This is a genomic window from Cryobacterium sp. TMT1-66-1 (assembly GCF_004403435.1).
Taxonomy (GTDB): domain Bacteria; phylum Actinomycetota; class Actinomycetes; order Actinomycetales; family Microbacteriaceae; genus Cryobacterium; species Cryobacterium flavum.
On the sequence record NZ_SOGP01000008.1, the window covers coordinates 37111 to 57242 of the forward strand.

Annotated in this window: 15 protein-coding genes; 3 read left to right on the plus strand and 12 right to left on the minus strand. The window is 63.2% G+C overall.

Annotation, left to right across the window (positions count from 1 at the left end; all coding sequences use genetic code 11):
• Window positions 1-101 precede the first annotated feature (101 nt).
• From E3T29_RS05305 to E3T29_RS05360, 12 genes are all read right to left on the minus strand, one after another.
• On the minus strand, window positions 102-2534 hold the full coding sequence (locus E3T29_RS05305) for a hypothetical protein (protein WP_134344542.1): 2433 nt from the start codon (window positions 2532-2534) through the stop codon (window positions 102-104).
• A gap of 741 nt (window positions 2535-3275) precedes the next feature.
• Complete coding sequence (gene rhaI / locus E3T29_RS05310) at window positions 3276-4442, minus strand: L-rhamnose isomerase (protein WP_134344543.1); 1167 nt, start codon at window positions 4440-4442, stop codon at window positions 3276-3278.
• 40 nt (window positions 4443-4482) lie between these two features.
• Window positions 4483-5091, minus strand: a complete 609-nt coding sequence (locus E3T29_RS05315; protein WP_134344544.1) for a histidine phosphatase family protein — start codon at window positions 5089-5091, stop codon at window positions 4483-4485.
• The gene (locus E3T29_RS05320) at window positions 5088-6578 is read right to left on the minus strand and encodes an FGGY-family carbohydrate kinase (protein ID WP_134344545.1); all 1491 of its coding nucleotides are present in this window, start codon (window positions 6576-6578) and stop codon (window positions 5088-5090) included. Before E3T29_RS05320 ends, E3T29_RS05315 begins: the two co-directional genes overlap by 4 nt.
• Window positions 6579-6606: 28 nt before the next feature.
• Entirely contained in the window at window positions 6607-7380 is a 774-nt protein-coding gene (locus E3T29_RS05325; protein ID WP_092341253.1) for a class II aldolase/adducin family protein, read from the minus strand.
• Window positions 7381-7415: 35 nt separating this feature from the next.
• A complete protein-coding gene (locus E3T29_RS05330; protein WP_134344546.1) occupies window positions 7416-8438 on the minus strand; it encodes a LacI family DNA-binding transcriptional regulator in 1023 nt (340 codons plus the stop codon).
• 112 nt (window positions 8439-8550) lie between these two features.
• Window positions 8551-9594 (minus strand): rhamnose ABC transporter substrate-binding protein, encoded by a 1044-nt coding sequence (locus E3T29_RS05335; RefSeq protein WP_092341255.1) that lies wholly within the window; start codon window positions 9592-9594, stop codon window positions 8551-8553.
• 12 nt (window positions 9595-9606) lie between these two features.
• Complete coding sequence (locus tag E3T29_RS05340) at window positions 9607-10719, minus strand: ABC transporter permease (RefSeq protein WP_134344547.1); 1113 nt, start codon at window positions 10717-10719, stop codon at window positions 9607-9609.
• Window positions 10716-11744 carry an ABC transporter permease gene (locus E3T29_RS05345; RefSeq protein ID WP_092341257.1) on the minus strand — a complete coding sequence of 343 codons (1029 nt, stop codon included), beginning with the start codon at window positions 11742-11744 and terminating at the stop codon, window positions 10716-10718. The genes E3T29_RS05340 and E3T29_RS05345 overlap by 4 nt, the downstream gene beginning before the upstream one ends.
• Window positions 11741-13246, minus strand: coding sequence for a sugar ABC transporter ATP-binding protein (locus E3T29_RS05350; protein ID WP_134344548.1), 1506 nt, complete (start codon window positions 13244-13246; stop codon window positions 11741-11743). The genes E3T29_RS05345 and E3T29_RS05350 overlap by 4 nt, the downstream gene beginning before the upstream one ends.
• Window positions 13243-14241, minus strand: a complete 999-nt coding sequence (locus tag E3T29_RS05355) for an aldose 1-epimerase family protein (protein WP_134344549.1) — start codon at window positions 14239-14241, stop codon at window positions 13243-13245. Before E3T29_RS05355 ends, E3T29_RS05350 begins: the two co-directional genes overlap by 4 nt.
• The gene (locus E3T29_RS05360) at window positions 14234-15472 is read right to left on the minus strand and encodes a hypothetical protein (RefSeq protein WP_134344550.1); all 1239 of its coding nucleotides are present in this window, start codon (window positions 15470-15472) and stop codon (window positions 14234-14236) included. Before E3T29_RS05360 ends, E3T29_RS05355 begins: the two co-directional genes overlap by 8 nt.
• A 215-nt stretch (window positions 15473-15687) precedes the next feature.
• Between E3T29_RS05360 and E3T29_RS05365 the strand changes: the two genes are divergently transcribed.
• The 3 genes from E3T29_RS05365 (at window position 15688) to E3T29_RS05375 (ending at window position 20040) form a co-directional block, all read left to right on the plus strand.
• Window positions 15688-16452, plus strand: a complete 765-nt coding sequence (locus E3T29_RS05365; RefSeq protein ID WP_241987655.1) for a DeoR/GlpR family DNA-binding transcription regulator — start codon at window positions 15688-15690, stop codon at window positions 16450-16452.
• Between the two features lie 122 nt (window positions 16453-16574).
• Window positions 16575-18611 (plus strand): bifunctional aldolase/short-chain dehydrogenase, encoded by a 2037-nt coding sequence (locus E3T29_RS05370; protein ID WP_134344551.1) that lies wholly within the window; start codon window positions 16575-16577, stop codon window positions 18609-18611.
• A gap of 4 nt (window positions 18612-18615) precedes the next feature.
• The gene (locus E3T29_RS05375) at window positions 18616-20040 is read left to right on the plus strand and encodes a rhamnulokinase family protein (protein WP_134344552.1); all 1425 of its coding nucleotides are present in this window, start codon (window positions 18616-18618) and stop codon (window positions 20038-20040) included.
• The last annotated feature ends 92 nt before the right edge of the window (window positions 20041-20132 follow it).

Sequence of the window (20132 nt, forward strand, 5' to 3'; positions counted from 1 at the left end):
ATACCCCCTTATTGGGGTAGTCGTGTATGCCCTCCCCCGACACAAAAAAGGTTCGGGCTCGGCTTGCGCCGAACCCGAACCTTGAGTGCTGTGGTGATGGGTTAGTAGACCTCGGTCACCACGACCTCGCCGTCAACAACGTTGACCTCAGCGTTGACCGTGAGGTAGTTCTCCTCGGATTCATGGCGGATCTCGGAGGAAAATCCGTAGTTGACGTCGTACGCCATGGTCACAACTCCGTAGGTGTCGGTGCTGACCGTCAGACCACCCTCCTCGTAGGACAGGTCCACCGTGAGGTCGGGCGCCGTCACGAGGGAGTAGACCACGTTGGAGTAGTAAGAAGAGATGTACCCCAGGTATGGGCAGTCGTCGGACGCGGCCTCGCCCGCGGCGAGGCAGGTCGTGATGAGCGTGTTGACGGCTTCCAGGGCGGCTGCTTTGTACTCTGCGGTTGGGGTGGCCGTGAACACGTCGTCACTCGATTCGAACTCACCGGAGCCGCCGAGCAGCCCGCTCACGACATAGGTCACGGATGATTCTTCGAAATACTCGGTGGCAGGAATGGCCACTTCGTAGGTGCCGGGGAAAGCCGGAAGGTTCAGCCCGCCGTCCTTTGTCGTCCCGACCGACGTACCGTTCGCCTCGAGGTCAACATCGCCCATTCTGGACGGCAGGTAGACATCGATCTGGCCCGGCTCGGCGTTCAGTATGGACCACTTATCAGCGATCAGCCAGGCGGTGCTCGTGCGGGTGAGCTTCAGCACGGCAGAATCGGCGACTCCGCCCTGTTTGAAGTGCACCTCGATTTCGGCGACATCTCCGACAATGGTGACGTCCGAAATGGCGGCGTCTTTGATGCGATCGGTTGCCAGCCCAAAGATGTCGTTGGAGAGCAGGCCGTCGCCGGCATCCGCTGACGACCCCAGCAGCTTCAGAGCCGTCGTAGCGTTGCCCTTTTCCAATGAATCCAAGTAGGCGGTAGCGACATTCTGCGGGCCGAACACCGAGGAACGCACGATGCCGCCGGCCACACTGCCAGCAATGACGAGCAGCACAGCCGCACCGACGATGATGGCGCCGATCTTGACACGCTTGGCGGTGGCCGGCGACATGGTGGTGGTGGTGGCAAACGGGAGCGGTGCCGCACCCGGCTGGCCGGCCAGGGTGGGATAGGCGCTGGCGGGATCGATGCTGTACGGCATCCCCGCGGCAAGAGACGCACCGGCTGCAGCGGGCACGAGCGGTGTCGTCGGCACGACGGGCAGCAGACGTTCCTGACCCGAGAGCTTAACCAGGGCGCCAATGGTCCCTGGCGTTGCATAGGCCAGGACAACCGGTGCGACGAAGCGCGTCAGGGCCTCAATGACAGCACCCCAGATTGCGAAGATCAGAAAGGTCCATGCAGCGGGGCCGAACGTTCCCGAGGCCGAGGCCCTCTCGGGGGCGGTCATCGACGCCGTGAACAATGCGCTGCCGAGGAGCTGGAGAATCAAGCCGAATACCAGGTACGTGGCAATCGTGGCCAGCCACGACGTGGGGGCCGGGAGCACACGGTTGCGACGAACCGCGAGCAGCAGCGAGGCGACAACCGCCAGAATGACGGCGAGCAGCACGATGAGCCAGATAAAACCGGTGACTCCCTCGGTGAACACTGAAATGCTCTGCTGAGGCTGCTCGCCGGACGCGCCGCCCAGGCCGGACAGCGCACGCTCCAGGTCGCTCAGGTCTGCGGAGAAGGCGCCAAGCAGACCGATCACGACGGCGTTGATAGCGATGGTGAACAGGAATACGGGGAGCACACCGACGAATTCGTCGGCTTCAGATAGCGGAGTCAGAACGGCCAGCACGACCGCCATGACAGCGATGAACGTGCCGAGGTGCAGGGCCGCAATGCGCACGGTGCCCCACGGCAGCCAGGTTGCGCGGGCGACCAGGCGTGACCATCCGTCTGTGGCCTGCAAACGAGCCACATACGAAACGGCGAATCCGATGACCAGAGCACCCAGGAAGGAACCGATGGATGCCGCGGAGGTGGAGCCGACAGGAATGTCCAACTGCAGGTCGGGGAACTGCACGGGCAGCACGGCCGCCAGCACTGTTGCACCAATGGCGAGCGTAAGCCCGGACACGGCCGACAGGATGAGGGCCGAGGATGTCTGCCAAACCCCGCGCCCCACGAAACGACTGGACAGATAAATTCCGGCCAGCAGAGCTGCGAGCACTAACAGCGGCAACGCCCCGACGGTGATACTGCCGGAGAAGGCGACGAAGAAGTCAACTTCTGCCGACGCACTCAGCTGGCCAAACGTTGCCATCGCGACCAACTGCACCGGGCCGGATACAAGCCAGCCGGCCGAGAACATCTCCCAGCCGGTGAGAAGCCCGGTCAGAGCAACCGTCAGGAGCGCGACCACGAACGCCGCTCCGTATCCGATTCCAGCGGATGCGATGGCTCCCCGCCACGCGCGCGGCGCGATCGTGGAGAACGCGTTCGGAGCGCTCGGCCCCTGGGCTAGGGGCTGTCCGGCTGGCACGGCGTAAGGGTTTGCCTGTGTCGGCGCTGCCTGAGCAGGAGCTGCCTGGTCAGAAGCGGGCGGAGTCGGCGCGGGCGGAGTCGGCGGCATTGATCCAGGCTGGAACGGATTCGGTGGCGTGGACGGCGGCGTGTTTTCAAGCGACATAAATGTCGTAATCTCCCCAAGATTGATGTGTGTGTGCGGGCACAGGGTGAACATCACCTGTGCATTCCATGAGAAACCCATGGCAGCATTAGCCTATTGCACACAAAAGACGTCGCCGACCGGTGCATTCGAAGCTCGATCAGCCAACTCGCCAGCGAATTCAGCGAAGAACACTCTCCGGCGTTCCGCGCCGCACGACGGCACGAGAAACTTCGCAATTTCCGTGCTCGACGCGAGTAATACATCCACTGGGCAGCTGCTCGTGAACACCATCGGCGCCTACGCCGGCACGACCGAGCACGGCCCGAGGACGGCGTCGCTGCCAACACCTTCGCTGGCGACGGAACATTTCGGGTTGGCACGGATATTCAGCCGGGTACGTACTCGTCGGATGGCGGATCGAGCTGCTAGTGGGCGCGACTAAATGCCACCGGCGACGACATATAGACAACAACAACAGCTCGGGTCCGGCCCCGGTAACCGTGCAGTCCTCGGACGGCCTGATCAAAACCTCTCGCTGCGCTCCGTTCACCAAGTCAGGCTAGGAATGCGCTATCGCTGACGGACGGCGCTGAATCGAAGTCGTGGATCCGCTTAAGCGCCCCAGCCGGCCTGGCTGCCGCCAACGCGCTCGGCGGAAATCTTCGCCTGGTACCCGGATGCGGCAAATGCCGTCATCGGGTCGGCCGGGAGACCCCGGCTCTCGCGCCAGGCGGCGAGCGAGGGGCGCACGTCCGTGTAGAAGGCATCCATCAGAATGCCGTTGGCTCCGAGCGCATCGCCGGCGTTCTGGGCCAGGGTCAGGGCGCCCTGGTCGACGAGCAGCGCGCGGGCGGTCATCTCCTGCACGTTGAGCACCGAGCGAATTTGCCCGGGGATCTTGTCCTCGACGTTGTGGCACTGATCGAGCATGAATGCCACGGTCGATTCCGGGCCGTAGCCGCCGCCGCGAATGACCTCGTAGAGAATGCGGAACAGCTGGAACGGGTCGGCCGCACCGACGATGAGGTCGTCGTCGGCGTAGAACCGCGAGTTGAAGTCGAAGGAGCCGAGCTTGCCGAGGCGCAGCAGCTGGGCGACGATGAATTCAATATTGGTGCCGGGAGCGTGGTGGCCGGTGTCGAGGCAGACGCTGGCCTTCTCACCGAGCGCGACCACCTGCGCGTAGCTGGTTCCCCAGTCGGGTACATCGGTGTGGTAGAACGCGGGCTCGAAGAACTTGTACTCGAGCACGAGACGGTGGTCATCGCCGAGGCGGGCGTAGATGGCGGCGAGTGACTCGGCGAGCCGGTCCTGGCGGCCGCGAATATCGCCCTGGCCGGGGTAATTGGTGCCGTCGGCCAGCCAGATCTTGAGGTCGGTCGACCCGGTCTGGTGCATGATGTCGATGCACTCGAAGTGATGGTCGATGGCCTTCTGGCGCGTCGCCGCGTTGGTGTGAGTGAGGCTGCCGAACTTGTAGGCGTCGTCCTGAAAGGTGTTGGAGTTGACGGTGCCGAGGGCGAGTCCTTGGTCGGCGGCGAACGCCCGCAACGCCGCATAGTCATCGACCTTGTCCCACGGAATGTGCAGGGCGATCTTGGGTGCGAGGCCGGTGTATTGGTTGACCGTGGCGGCATCACAGATCTTCTCTTCGATGGTGCGCGGGGTTCCCGGGGTTCCGAAGACCTTGAACCGGGTTCCAGAATTACCGAACGCCCAGGAGGGCAGCTCGATGGCCTGCTGCGCAAGTAGCGGCTCGATCGAAGCGAAAGTGGTCATGATGTGATCCTGTTCTCTTGGAGGTTGTTGGGCGTGGTCGTCAAGGTGTCAGCGGCACGTTGTAGCTGAGCAGCGCGGTGCCTTGCGTCGTCCAGGACACCGTCGTGATGCCTACGTTGAGCACTGCAGGGAAGACCGCGCGGTAGCGGTCTGCCGGAATCCCCAACGCGCGACAGAGAATGAGGCGCATAAGGGTCGAATGCATGACAACGAGCACCGTTCCGGCAGGATGCTTCGCGGCGATCGCCTCGAGGGCAGTCCATGCTCGCTCGGCGGCGTCGACCCCCGACTCGGCCCCCGGCAGCGGGGATGTACCTGGATGTTCGACGAATCGGGCGGTTTCTTCGGGAAAGGTTGCCTTCATTTCGGCAGAAGTCAGGCCCTCTCCTCGCCCAAAGTCGACTTCACGCAGCGCTGGAACGACGCTGAGAGGGAGCCCGAGCGCCATGGCCGATGGAGTGGCGGTGGTCACGGCGCGCGACAGGTCGGAAGCGTAGACCGCGTCGATCGACTGCCCCTGGGCCCAGCGTGCAAGATCTTCGGCCTGGGCGATACCCAGCTCGGTGAGCGCCACATTTGAGCTTCCGGCGTAGCGATTTTCGGCGTGCCACGTGGTCTCGCCGTGACGCACGAGAAACAGGGTCGTCACGGTGTGATCCAGTTCTTCGAGCCGAGTTCGGCGACGAATCTGTCGTAGCGATCGTTCCAGAGCGCCGCCGGAGCGGAGCGCGGCTCGACGACCCGCCCAACGATCGACATGCGCGAGGCGGTCTCGGGCAGCGAGCTTCCGGCTGTCCCCGCCCACGCGGCCAGGATAGCCATGCCAATCGACCCCTCGGACGATCGCGGAATACTGATCGTGCGTCCAAGCAGATCGGCGCGAAGTTGGGTCCACCATTCGTTGTTCGTGCCTCCCCCGGACGAACTCAATGTGCCGTCGACGGCGGCGCCAGCGCGAGCCATCATCTCAAGACTGAGGCGTTCGACGCAGGCGATACCAAGCATGATCGAGGCGAGGAGAAGGTCTGGGTCGAGCAGAGTTACAGCTGCGCTGAGGCTGTAATCAATCCCGTCAACGGTGACGAACCCTGGAGCATCGGGGCGGATCACGGGGAAGCGCTCGCCGGTACCGGCCAGGGGATAACTTGTCGGAATCGATGAGAGCCGGTGCCCCAGGCCGCTCAGGCGGGAGGATGCCCCCGCCAGGTCGATGGAGGGTAGTGTTGCGGTGATCGCTCCGGCACCGACACTCGAGGCACCGCCCGGAAACCACAGTCCATCGTGGGGCGCGCGATGCGAGTAGACCGCTCCGCCGTCGTCGATGATGATGCGGTTGGACACGCCCTTGAGCACCATGGTGGTCCCGATCGTGGTGTGCCAGTCACCCAGGCCAAGAGTGGCGGCGCTGAGCTGCGCGGCACAGCCGTCGGTCATTCCGGCGAAGACGGGAATACCGACGGGCAACCCGGTCACATCGGCCCACCATGCGCCCGATCGGCCGAGCTCGGTGCCGGGAGCGACGACGCTCGGCAGCTGGTCGGGGTCGATGCCGAGTGCGTCGAGGGCACTGACGGGCCATTCCAGTGCCAGCAGGTCGTATCCCGATTTAAGTGAGTGACTCCAGTCAGAGGCGACACGCGTTCCGACGATTGCGGATGCCAGCACGTCGGCTTGGTGGGCGACCCAGCGCTTTTCGGAAAGCAAGCCGTTGCGTGCGAGCCAGGCGATCTTCGGCAGGGCCCAGGTCGGCTGAATTTTGTAGCCCAAGCGCGCCCAGCGCACGGGGTCAGACTGGTTGGCTTCCGGTCCGATCGCTTCAGCCCTGGCGTCGTCGTACATGAGGCCAGCCGAACACGGCCGACCCGCGGCATCCACTGTTGTGATGGTGCCCGATGTCGCGCAGATGGATACCCCCGCGATGCGGGCCACGGCCGTGGACGGTAGCGACGCCAGTGCCACGGCCAGCGCTGCACCGGCCTGGTTGATCCAATCCTGCGGATCCTGTTCGTGTCGGTCGCCCATTCGCCGACTTACCACGGGTACAGCGGATGACGCGGCGACAGACCCCTCATCGTCGACGATGGATACCTTCGCACTCTGAGTGCCAAGATCAATGCCGATCCACAGCGCTGTCATCGCCACTGTGGACCTGTTCCAACGGGCATCAGGCGGTGCCTGCGAGGTTCTTGCGGCGCTCTGCCATGTCCGTGCGCTCGAAGTAGTGTGCCACGGTGTCGTCACCGAGGCCGATCACCCCACCGATCGACAGCGCCTGCACTCGGGTTCGTGCACCCTTGACGGTCATGAGGGTGATCGCCTCCACGGCCTCTGCGCTGCCGCCGATCGCGACAATGCCATGATTGCCCAGCAGTACGACCGATGGCAGCTCGCCACGCGTCGCCACGTAGTCGCGTAGACGCTGAAGGAAGAGCCGGCCCAGCGCGATACCGGGCGCCGCGTACGGCACGAAGAGGGGGGTACCGATGACAACGGCCTCGTCGGAGTAGACCCACTGCGCGAAGGCGGACTCCGCGTGCACGCTTGCGAGCAGACCGAGCACCGATGTCGGATGGGTGTGCGCGACATAGGCGGTGGGCTGCACCGACTGCACGGCCACGTGCACGAGCGTCTCGATCGACGCGCGCCGCCTCGTGCCGGTATGCTCACCCGCATCGAGCATCTCGGTGAGGTCCTCCTGGGTCGAGGTGGCGTCATCCATCAGGTCGATGAGAGGTTGAACGTCGGTGACGACGAAGTCGTCACGAGTCACAGCAGACATGTAGGCTCCCGATGCCTTCACGACGATTCGACCATCGGCGAGGCGCTGGGAGGTGTTGCCCTCGGCCAGGATCACCAAGTCTTTGGCGGGCTCGCCCAGGGAATGAGTCAGGGCGACGAGATCGTCGGTCACAAGTTCGGGTTGCCAGATGGTAACCATGGGGATCTCCTTATGGGTCAAGAGTGGGCAGCGCTTCAGTTGTCAGAGCGCATCGGGCGTGGGGCCGCGCTCGACGCGCGGGTGACAAGTTCGGGGACCAGCAGTTCGTGGTGGTGCGCATGGGCCTCGCCACGGTCGATCTCGTCGAGGAGCAGGCGCACTGCTTGCCGGCCCATTTCTTCACGCGGCTGACGTACGGTCGTAAGAGGAACAGTGGCTGCTTCCGACCAGGACAGATCGTCAAAACCCACGATCGAGACATCGTCTGGTACGCGGATGCCGCGGTGTGCGAACTCGAGGAGCACGCCGAGCGCGGTGAGGTCGTTGCCGCACATGATCGCGGTCGGCAGTTCGGCGGTGGCCCGTGCGGCGAGCGCTGCACCTGCCATTCGTCCATCGGTGATTCGCCACGAGTCGGTAGGGACTCGCTCGGGAACAACATCAACTTCAGCGAGCGTCGCGGCGAAGCCGTCGAAGCGACGATTGGCCTGCAGACTGCTGGCGAAGTTGCCGACGAAGGCGACGTTACGGTGGCCGAGCGCAATCAGGTGCTCGCCAGCCAGCCGACCTCCCGCGACATCGTCGGTCTTGACCCAGCAACGCTCGGTCTTCTCGTCTACGCGGTCCACGTAGACGAGGGGGATATCGCGGGCATCGAGGCGCTCGACCGTCGCGTCGAGGGCGCGCACGGGCGCGATCATGATGCCGTGAACGCGCTGCTGCACGAGCAGGTCGAGGTTGTCCTGTTCACGCGCGACATCGTCGCCGTTGTGCACAATGACTACTCCCACGCCGAGTGACTTCGCTTCGGCCTCTGCGCCCAGGGCGACGTCGACGAAAAACGGATTGGCCAGATCGGCCAGGGCGAGCCCCAGGGTGCGCTGGCGACCGGCAGGGTACTTGCGGGCTCTTTGGATGGGGGTGAAACCCAGATCGGCGATTGCCGCCAGAACGCGTTCCCGAGTCTGGGGGGCGACGTAGCCGGGACGGTTGAGGACGTTACTGACGGTGCCCGCCGAGACGCCCGCATATTTTGCGACATCGTGAATGGTCGCCATCGTCTTCCTCCATCCTGCTGGGGACGGGTGGAGCCTGCAACGAAGAACGTTGCAGGCTCCACCCCCTGTGTTGATTCAGCTCGACCCGGGTGGAGTCAGCTGGCAGCTGTGCTTAGAACGAGAAGTCACCGACGTTGGACTTGTCGAACACGAACATCGGGCCGAGGACAACCTCTCCCCCGGCGCCGACAGTGAAGTCTCCGAGCTTTCCAGCGGTGAACTTGTCGCCCTCCTTGCCTGTGATCGTGCCCTGAGTGAGCGCGTCCGCGGCGTAGGTGGCCAGGTACCCCAGGTCCTCAGGATTCCAGAGACCGAACTGCTCGATGACGCCGCTCGTGACGTAAGTCGCCATTTCGCTCGGCAGACCGAGGCCAGTGACCCACACCTTGCCCTGGAACTGCGGGGTGTCAGACAGGTAGTGTGCTGCTTCCTTCACCGACACCGTGTCCGGAGCGATGATGGCCTTGAGATCCGGAATGCTCTGCATGAGTCCCTGAGCTGCCTGGTAGGCCTTCTGGTCAACGTCTTCGCCGTATGCAACCTGGGCGATCGTGATCTCCGGGTGTTCCTTCTCGATGAGAGCAGTCATCGCATCGACCCAGGCGTTGAGGTTTGCGGCGTTGGCACCACCGGAGAGGATTGCGATGGTGCCTCCGGCCGTTCCGAGGTGCTTCGAGGTCAGGTCGACCAGTCCCTGGGCGATGCCATCGACCGTGGCCTGGTTGATGAAGATGTCGCGGCAGTCGGTGTCGGTGTCGAAGGCAACGACCTTGACGCCAGCGTCCTGTGCCGCCTTCAGATCGTTGCAAACGGCAGCCGGGTCGTTCGCCGCGATGGCGATCGCCTTCTGGCCGGTCTGGATCGCCGTCTGGATGAACGGAACCTGATCGGCCGAACCGGTCGAGGTCGGACCGACCTCGGAGAAGTCAAGGCCGAGTTCGTCCGCAGCTGCTTTGGCACCCTTGTCCGAGGCCTCGAAGTACTTGTTACCAAGGCTCTTGGGGATAACGGTCAAGCTTCCAGCGCCAGCGGCGTCGGTCCCGGTGGAGCCGCCCGTGGGTGCGGCGCAGCCGGCCAGCAGCACCGACGCGGCCGCGATGGCCACGGCGATGGATGCAGCGCGCCTGTGCGCCGACTTACTGAATGTGAAATTCACTGTTTTGCCTTTCTAGTGGTTGCTTGGTACAGATTTCGGATTTGGGATTGCCCGGTGCTTTTCAACGCCTGCCGCGATCACGGAGGCCTTCGACCGCCGCCGCCGCGAGATGAATCCCGCAATACCGGCGACAACGACGGAGAAGATTAGGGTGGCGCCAGTGACGATGCTGATCGTGTCGGAGCCGATACCGGCGAGCTGCAGCGTCTTGTTCAGCGTTGCGATCAGCACGCCGCCGGCCAGTGCCCCGAGTATTGAACCGCGGCCGCCCCAAATCGAGACGCCGCCCAGCACAATGGCTGTCACGACCTGCAACTCAAAGCCAAGGCCGTTCGTTCCAATCGCATTGCTGTACTGCAGCGTGTAGTACACACCGGTCGCCGACGCGACCAGCCCGCTGAGAACGAACAGAATGAGCCGTGTGCGATTGACCCGAACGCCCGAGAACGCGGCCGTCTCGGAGCTCAACCCGATGGCGAATACACCGCGTCCGAACGGAGTGAGGTGCAATAGCACCGCGAAACCGATCGCGACCACGATGATCGCCACGGTCACCATCGGAACTGGAGCACCGACGAAAAGCGGAGCGCCGATGAACTGCGTGACCTCACTCGGAAAACCCGTGATCGCCGTGGTGCCAAGCAGCCCGACGGCGATGCCGCGAAACAGCGCCAAAGTGCCGATGGTGACCGCCAGGCTCGGCAATCCGACGACCGTCACGAGCACGCCGTTGAGTAGGCCCACCAAGCCACCGCCAACGACCGCGACCCCGGCGGCCAGTGGAAGGGGAACTCCAGTGTGAAAGCTCAAGCCGAATATGGCACTTGAGAAGCCGACCACACTGCCGACCGACAGATCGATGTCGCCGGTGATGATGATCAGGGTCACCGGCAACAGCATGAGCAGGATCGGCGCGGAGTTCAGGATCATCGTTAGGTAGGTATACGGCTGAGCAAAATACGGCACCGTGGTGATGGCAAAGATGATCAGCAGGATGATGGCCAGGACGATTGCCGTCTCTGTACGCAGCAGCATCCGGCGCCACAGCGTGCGGCTATGCCTGCGGTACTGTGCGGCAGCACGACCTACGGCGTTGGTTGTGATCGTTGCGGTGTCGGCGCTCATGTCGCAGTCCCCTTTCTCTTCGCCCGGCGAATGCGGGTGATGAATACAATGCGGTCGAGCAGGATGGCGCCGACGATCAACACACCGACGATGGACTGCTGCCAGAGGCTCGGCACTCCGAGAACGGGAAGCGCGTTGCTGATGGTGGCGAGAAAAAACGCGCCCAGTGCGACGCCCCAGATCGTGCCGGATCCGCCGACGATGGCGACTCCGCCCACCACGGCTGCCGCTACAGCCTGCAGCTCATATCCGGTACCGACCTGCGCATCACCGGTCGCGAAGATCGCGAGGTAAACGAGCCCGCCGAGACCGGCAAGGGCGCCGCTCGCGACGAAGGCTGTGACCGTCAGACGACGCTCGCCGAGCCCGAACAGCGTGGCTGCCTCGGGGTTGGAACCGAGCGCGTACAGGTCGCGGCCCACCCGCCGACTCGTCATGAACCATCCGATCAGCAAGACGATGATCGCGACAACGATCAGCAATACCGGAATGCCCAGGAACTGCAGGGTACCGAAGGAGCGGTACTCGTCAGGCAACCAGCTGGATCGAATAAAGTGCGGGCCGATCCAGAGGATCGCGATCCCCCGGTAGGTGTACAGCGTGCCCAGAGTGATAACCAGCGATGGCACTCTGAGGAAGGCGACCAGCAGGCCGTTAACGAGTCCCAGGAAGGCCCCGAGGAGGATGCCGCTCAGGATGACCAGAGGTATCGGGATACCCGGAAAGTTGGAGAACAAGCTCCCGGCCGCGTACGCCGAGAGGCACAGGATCGAGCCGACCGACAAATCGATGTTGCGGGTGATGATCACGATCGCCTCGCCGAGAGCGATGAGGATCAGAATCGTCGGCTGCCGAAGCAGCTCACGCCATCCGCCGTCGCTGAAGAGGAACCCGGGTTGCGTCACACTGGTCAGCGCCACGAGCGCGAAGATCATCACGATCAGGCCGACCTCGCGGGCGCGGAGGATCCTGCCTAAGAATGAACGCCGTCCTTGGCTAACCGGGACGGTGTGCGTCACGCTCATGCGGCCACCTCCGGTGCGTGCGTCGCGGCGTACATCACATTCTGGGGAGTTGCCGTCGCGCGCGGCAGTTCCGCCGTAATCCGACCTTCTCGGACCACGAGCACGCGGTCCGCCATACCCATGACCTCCGGCAGTTCGGACGAAATCATCAGCAACGCGACGCCGGTTCCGGCCAGCTCGGACAGCAGGCGGTGCACCTCGGCCTTTGTGCCCACATCGATGCCACGGGTCGGCTCGTCCACAATCAGCAACTTCGGTTTTGTGGCCAGCCACTTCCCGAGTACGACCTTTTGTTGATTTCCGCCGGAAAGCATTTGTGCCTCGGTGTCGAGGGCATACATTTTGACCTGCAAGCGCGCCGCCCAGGTACGAGCGCTCGGCTCTTCGAGCGGTGCGATGATGAATCCGAATCGGGCCAGCTTGTGGCGGATCGCGAGAGTGATGTTGGTCTGTATGCCCGCCGTCATCGCCAGGCCCTGCTTGCGCCGGTCCTCGGGAACGAAGCCAATGCCGAGTCGCATCGCCGCCGCGGGGCTCGTTCGGGGCACGCTGATACCGCCCATTCGAACCGATCCAGAGTCGTAGGGGTCCACGCCGAACACTGCGCGGGCGATCTCACTTCGACCGGCACCGACGAGGCCGGCCAGGCAGACGATCTCACCCGAACGCACGGTGAAACTGACGTCCTGGAAAACTCCGGCGCTGGTCAGGTGCTCCACCTCGAGTACGGGTTCGCCGATCAGTGCTTCCTGCTTGGGGTACAGGTTGTCGACGCTTCGACCAACCATTTGATGGATGATCTCGTCTTCGGTCGTGCCGGTCGTCAAGTTCGTGGCGACGTAGCTGCCGTCCCTCATGACGGTGATGACATCGCAGAGGGCGAACACCTCGTCAAACCGATGGGAGATGAAGATGAGGCCCTTTCCCTCGTCGCGGAGCTGGCGTGCGATGCCCATTAGACGCTCGACCTCGATTCCCGACAGCGCCGCAGTCGGCTCGTCCATGACGATGACCTTGGCGCCGACCGAGATTGACTTGGCGATTTCGACGACCTGCTGGTCTGCGATCGACAGTCCTCGCGCCTCGCGGTCGGGATCGATCGGCACGCCAAGCCTTTGCGTGAGCTCGCGAGTCTCGCGGCGCATTTTCGCGCGGTCCAGCGCGCCAAATCGGGTGTACGGCTGACGGCCAACGAAGAGGTTCTCGGCGACCGAAAGGTCGGGGAACAGCGTTGGCTCCTGGTAGATGACAGCGATGCCCGCGGCTTTTGCCTCGCGCGTGTTGTGAAAGTCGACGCTTTCCCCGTCCAGCAGAAATGTGCCGGCGTCGCGGCGGTACAAACCGCCGATGATCTTGACGAGCGTCGACTTGCCCGCGCCGTTCTCGCCGATGACGGCATGAATAGAGCCGGCCTCGAGGACCAGCTCTGCGTTGACCAGCGCGGCCACCGCGCCGAAAGTCTTGGTAACGCCATGGAGTTCCAACAGTGCGGTGTCATTCATGCTGCGCTCACCTCGATTTCGATCACATAGGTACGGCTCTCGCCCGGCTCCAGTCGGGGCAACGTGCCGTTGGCGCGTGCAGCGGCGCGGCCCTGGATTTCGGGGGTGTTTGCAGGTTCGAGACCCAGCACATAGTGCTTTGTGGCGGTCAGTTTCCATTGAAAGATCGCCGGTAGCGTCTCGGAGTAACGGAGGGTGAATGTCAATCCCCGGGCCGCGTTGGTCACCCGGGCGACGCGCTCATCGCCAGCGGTGTGGATATAGACCTGCTCGCGCGCGCCGGCCACGGGCTCACCAATTTCAGCCCGCTGGTTGAAACCAGTGGCCGCGTCGGGGTCACGGGACGTTACGGAGGCGGCGGGGATGTCGATGACGGTCCCAGCGTCGAGCAGCGGCCACCCGAGGTTGACGTGGTAGAGCACCATGTGCGGGCTCACGCTCTCGCCCTCGTTCGTCACGGTGTCCTCGATCGTGAAGGAGGTGGACCCGACACGCGAGGTGATGCGGCGGCGCAGCACGAGATTCTCCTGGAATACGCCCGTCTGGCGTACTTCCCCGGCCACGGTGATCAGCTCGGGAGTCACTGTGACCTCCGTCACCCGCGCCGGCACGGCCCCGATGCGGCCGTGCATGCCGGAAACGCCATCCTCATCGTCTACGGGCGGGCCGAAGGTGTCGAGTCCACAGGTCGTTACGAGGCCACCGCCAAAGGTGCGGAGCCACCCTCGCCCGGCAGGCTCGTATGCGTCGGGACGCGTGATGCCAGTCGACGAGAGCCAGGCAAGCGGGATCCCATTAATGGTCGCGGCACCAATATCGAGGGCGCGGTCGGGATGAACGTCGAACTCGAACCCGCCGCCGTTCACCACTCGGAATCGGCGAGCACCACGTGCCGGACCATCATTCTCAACGAAACGATCGACGCGCGCGACCTGATCAAGCGATCCGACCCGGAGGAGGGCCTGGCCGACCGGGGTTCCAAAGATTTCAGACAACGCCCAGCTCCAGATTTCCGGGACCGAAATGCTTCAGGATGACGATGTCATCGGTTGCGCTGCGGTTGGTGATCGTGACGCCAGCACGGGCCGCCGATTCGGAGACGAAGAACTCGTCCTGGCTGAGTTGCCCGAAACGGATGAGCGTCGCTGCCTGCGCGTCATGCACTCCGAAAGTGCCGCCGCCCTGAACAAAGAGGGCGCCGTAAGCATCCTGGTCCCTGATCGTTACCGTTTGGCCTGGGCGTACCGTGAGCTCTTTGGCGCTAAATGAGGTGGAGCGGAAGACGATCCAGTTCTCGACATAGCTTGAACCGCCGTCGGCCGCTGACGTGGCGGTGCTGTACGGACGCATGAACCTGTTGGGTACAAAATCGACGTCAAGATTCTTTTCCCAGTCCAAAAGGTCGAGAAGAAACTCATAGTCGCCGTGGTGCGTTGGGGGCACGTCCTTCCAGAGCAACTCCTCGGGGACCTCCTTGTTGTTACTCCACGATTCGCACATTGCGAACACGTCGCTGGCGGATTGCGGCTCATAGGTGCAGATGCTCGCCGGAGCGTGCAGAACACCCGCCGGAATGTCCCATCCCGTTCCAAGTTGAGTTCGGTATCCGAGCGACAGATCGGTGATGCGATTGTCGCCACCATCGGCGAAGCGCATGAGACGCTCCTTGACCTGGTCGCGGGTAGTGCCCGGCTGAAATCCGAAAAAGGAGATGGGTTGCAGGCCCAGGTTGTCGTTCATATGGGGCGAGTAGTAGTACGCCTCTGGCTTTCCTACCTTGTCGACGAGTGCGGCCTTCTCGTCAGAGTGGTGCACGTGGAAGGGCAGGGGCATCAGGTTGTCGTAGAACTTGGAGTACATCGTCCAGCCTCCGAAGCGGTCCCACAATCGCGACCCGATCACGTCGGCCTTATGGTGCTCGACAAATTCATCGAAGGGCAGGAGGCCGCCGTCGGGGTCGACGACGAGGCTGAGGCCTTCGTGGGCCCCGGTGAGTGGACCGTTGTCAGCGCGAATCGACGAGGCAAGCCAGCGCTCGTCAATGCCGCCGCGCCCCTGGCCGAGCGGGAAATAGTCATCCGGGTGCAGTCGGATGCGCTTGCCAGGAGTGCAAAAAGCACGGGGAACCCAGGTGGGTGCAAACCGAACAATTCCCTTGCCGGCGTCCAACGCACGATCGTGCGCGGTTGCCGATGTGACGATATTTTCGTAGGCCTCAGAGGTCATCGGTGACACTCATCTTTCAGTTCGTGCATCACCCAGGAGGCAACGCTGCCAACAGGACCGGTTCAATGAACCGCCTTTTGGGACAGTAACACCACACTCGTTGTGCGTCAATATATTTATTCAACACACATTCGCTCCTACAAACTCAGGCAGAGAACTGCATTAGTGTTAGGTAACGCGAAAAGATAACATACAAGTCACAAAGAATCGAGACCGTGGTGGCCACAACCGGAAGTACCGAATCCGAAGAGCGACGCCGGCAATTGCTGGCCTCGCTTGAGCACGAGAACGTCATTCGACTGACCGAGGCCGCAGGGACTCTGGGTGTCTCAGCCATGACCATCCGTCGTGATCTGGCCGATCTCGAGGCGGAAGGACTGCTGCGCCGCGTGCGTGGCGGAGCGATCTCGGTCATCGGCCCACGCCCCTTCGAAGAGCGGCGTTCCGTGCGCTCGCGGGCGAAAGAACTCATCGCAGACAAAGCTCTAGCTCTGGTTCCACGTTTCGGTTCTATCGCTTTCGATGCTTCGACGACCGTTGGAACCATGGCGAGCAGGCTGGGTCCGAGGTCCGGTCTCATCGTGAGTACGAATTCCTATCCGACCTACGCGAGTCTCAAAGGAACCCTCGGAGTGAACCCCATTCTCATCGGTGGTGAGACGGAAGAATCAACGGACACGTTCGTGGGCCCACTGGCGGTACAGGCCGCCCAATCGTTGCGCTACGTCAGGTTCTTCGCATCAGCCAGTGCCGTGGACGCCACGTTCGGGACCACTGAGGTTTCGCTGGCCGAAGCGCAAATGAAGCAGGCCTTCGCTCGGGTGTCCAAGGAGATCGTGCTCTGCATCGACTCGTCGAAGCTGCACCAGCAGGCCACGGCGGCGTCGCTGGAATTGTCGAAGATTGCAGTTCTCATCACCGAGCTCGACCCGGGCGACAGCCGGCTCGATGAGTTTCGAGATCGCGTCGAGTTGCGCTGAAGCAGCCACGAACGAGTCGTGATCTTTCGTGTGCTTATTTGTTATGTTTCACAACTGCGCACATTTAGCGTATGGTCATCCAGCAGACCACCTTCACCGACGCAGGAGCAGGAGCCAGAACGATGACGAACCGAACCGCGGCCGAACTGGTCGCTCGCAGCAACAGGCTGGGCAGCGATCCCAAGGTTACAAACTTCGCTGGTGGAAACACCTCCGCCAAGGGCACCGACACCGACCCCGTCACGGGCGAGCCGGTCGAATTGATCTGGATCAAGGGTTCCGGCGGCGACCTCGGCACGCTGGCCCCCTCCGGTCTTGCCGTGCTGCGCGTCGACCGGTTTCGCGCCCTGCAACACGTGTACCCGGGGGTGGAGCGCGAGGACGAGATGGTGGGAGCATTCGACTACTGCCTACATGGTACCAGTGGCGCGACACCGTCGATCGATACCTCGATGCATGCATTAGTCGATGCCCAGCACGTCGACCATCTGCACCCCGACTCGGGCATCGCGATCGCAACCGCCACCGACGGCGAAGCGCTGACCAAGAAGATTTTCGGCTCCAAGGTGCTTTGGGTACCGTGGCGCCGACCCGGATTCCAACTCGGACTCGACATCGCTGTGCTCCAGAAGCAAAATCCGGATGCCATTGGGTGCATCCTCGGCGGACACGGCATCACGGCGTGGGGCGAGACATCGACTACATGCGAGGCGAACAGCCGCTGGATTATCGACACCGCCCAGGCCTACATCGATGCGAAGGGTTCGAAGACACCGTTCGGTGCTGCAGTCGCCGAGAATACCGCGCTGCCACAGCACGAACGCCGAGCCAAAGCCGCCGCTCTCGTTGCCACGATTCGAGGCATCGCCTCGCAGGACAAGCCGATGGTCGGCCACTTCACCGACGACCCCCGCGTGCTGGAATTTCTCGGTAGTGCCAACGCAGCCAAACTTGCTGCTCTCGGCACAAGCTGCCCAGACCATTTTCTGCGGACCAAGGTCAAGCCGATGTTGCTCGACTTGCCGGCCGGAGCATCCGTCGCAGCGTCTATCGAGCGACTGAAGACACTCCATGAGGCCTACCGCGTCGACTACACCGCTTATTACGACAAGCATGCAGCCTCAGACAGCCCCGCCATGCGCGGCGCAGATCCGGCCATCGTTTTGGTTCCTGGGGTCGGAATGTTCAGTTACGGTGCCACGAAACAGGCCGCTCGCGTGGCCGGGGAATTCTATCTCAACGCCATCAATGTCATGCGGGGTGCCGAGGCGCTCTCCACCTATTGCCCGATCTCCGACGCAGAGAAATTCCGCATTGAATATTGGGCACTCGAGGAGGCGAAGCTGCAGCGGATACCGAAACCCAAGAGCCACCAAGGCCGGATCGCCCTCGTCACCGGAGCGGCATCGGGCATTGGCAAAGCCATCGCCACACGGCTCGCGGCGGATGGCGCCTGCGTCGTCGTCGCGGACCTCGACCTGGAGAAGGCGCAGGCGGCGGCAGCGGAATTAGGTTCCGTCGATGTGGCCATCGGCGTCGCTGTCGACGTCTCCGACGCCGACGCCGTGAAAGCCGCGGTCGATGCAACGCTGATGGCATTCGGCGGTCTGGATCTTGTCGTGAACAACGCCGGGCTGTCCATTGCGCACTCATTGCTGGAGACCACTGAGACCGAATGGGATCTGCTCCACAACGTCATGTCCAAGGGATCGTTCCTGGTCTCGCGCGCCGCAGCGAGCGCCCTCATCGAGCAGGGAATGGGCGGCGACATCGTCTATATCTCCTCGAAGAACTCGATCTTCGCTGGCCCGGATAACATCGCATATTCGGCGGCAAAGGCCGACCAGTCACATCAGGTTCGGTTGCTCGCTGCTGAGCTGGGCGGGTATGGAATCCGCGTCAACGGCATCAACCCTGACGGTGTCGTGCGGGGTTCTGGCATCTTCGCGTCGGGCTGGGGCGCTAATCGGGCCAAGACCTACGGCGTCAGTGAAGAGAACCTGGGCCAGTTCTACGCTGACCGCACCATATTGAAACGGGAGGTCATTCCCGAGAACGTCGCTGACGCGGTGTGGGTGCTCACCGGCCCCGCATTGAGCCGGACGACGGGTGTGCATATCCCGGTCGACTCCGGCGTCGCCGCCGCGTTCCTGCGATGACCCGATGACCCGCGCAGCTGTCGCCGCAATCGATCTCGGCGCGACCAGTGGACGTGTCGTGGTCGGTCACTTCGACGCTGACACTGTGCGCCTAGACGTAGTCGAGCGATTCTTGAACAACCCCGTGCGCTGCTGGGAAGGAACAACAGACGGGCTGCACTGGAACGTGCTCGAACTGTTTCGTTCAGCCCTGATCGGCCTCCGCAAAGCAGTGATTGAGGAGCCTGATCTGCGCAGCATCGGAATTGATGCCTGGGGGCTCGACTATGGGTTGTTGCGTGGCGGTGCGCTGCTCGGCAATCCCTACTCGCACCGCGACGAGCGCACACTCGAGGGCGTGCGGGCGACCCATGAGCTCGTCTCGCAGAAGGAGCTGTATGCCGCCAGCGGTATGCAGTTCATGCCGATAAACACCGTCTATCAGTTCACCGCCGACCGGCTTGCCGGACGGGTGCAAGCTGGCGATACAGCCCTGTTGATACCCGATCTCATGGGGTACTGGCTGACTGGCGTGCCTGTCGCCGAGCACACCAACGCCTCGACGACGGGTTTGCTGGACATACACACGCGACGTTGGTCGACCAAGCTGGCGAACAGCCTCGGCTTCACAGCGAGCCTGTTCCCGCAGTTGGTCGAACCTGGAACGACGCTCGGCCCACTGCTGCCGACCGTGCAAGCCGAGGTTGGCAGGCAGATCCCCGTTGTCACCGTGGGGTCGCACGACACGGCCTCAGCCGTGGTCGGAGTGCCTGCCCGGGGCGATGAATTCGCTTACGTCTCGTGCGGTACTTGGGCGCTCGCTGGGGTCGAACTGGAAGTGCCCGTGCTCAGCGAGGCGGCCCGCGTCGCCAATTTCACTAACGAGAGCGGACTTGACGGTCGCATCCGCTTTCTGCAGAACATCACGGGACTCTGGCTGCAGTCGGAGAGCATCCGCACGTGGGAGCGGGCGGGACTTCAGATCGACCTTCCTGCACTCATCCGTGAGGCCGCTGCCCTACCGCGCGGTTCGGTGTTCGATGCCAACGATCCGCGCCTGCTCACGCCTGGCGACATGCCCGCGCGCATTGCGCAGTGCTGCCTCGAGGCCAATCAGCCTGTGCCGCACACTCTGGCGGAGGTCACGCGCGCAATTAGCGAGAGCCTGGCCGAGGCGTTTGCACACACCGTTCGCACCGCTTCGGAGCTGTCGGGCAAGACCGTGAGGGCCATCCACATCGTTGGCGGCGGATCGCAAAACGCCCTCCTGTGCCAGTTGACCGCCGACCGCAGTGGACTGCCCGTGATCGCTGGTCCGGTCGAGGCAACCGCCTTCGGAAACGTGCTCGTGCAGGCGCGCACCGGGCGGCTCATCTCGGGCAGCCTCGAGGCGATGCGGGCCGTCATAACCCGGTCGGTGACGCTGCAGCATTACGCGCCGCGCGGGTGACATCGCGCCGGAATACGCCCGCACGGGAGGGGGTTGATCAAGCGTTTCTGGTGCACCGGCATATTCCGTCTGTCAGACTCGGCGTTAATCGC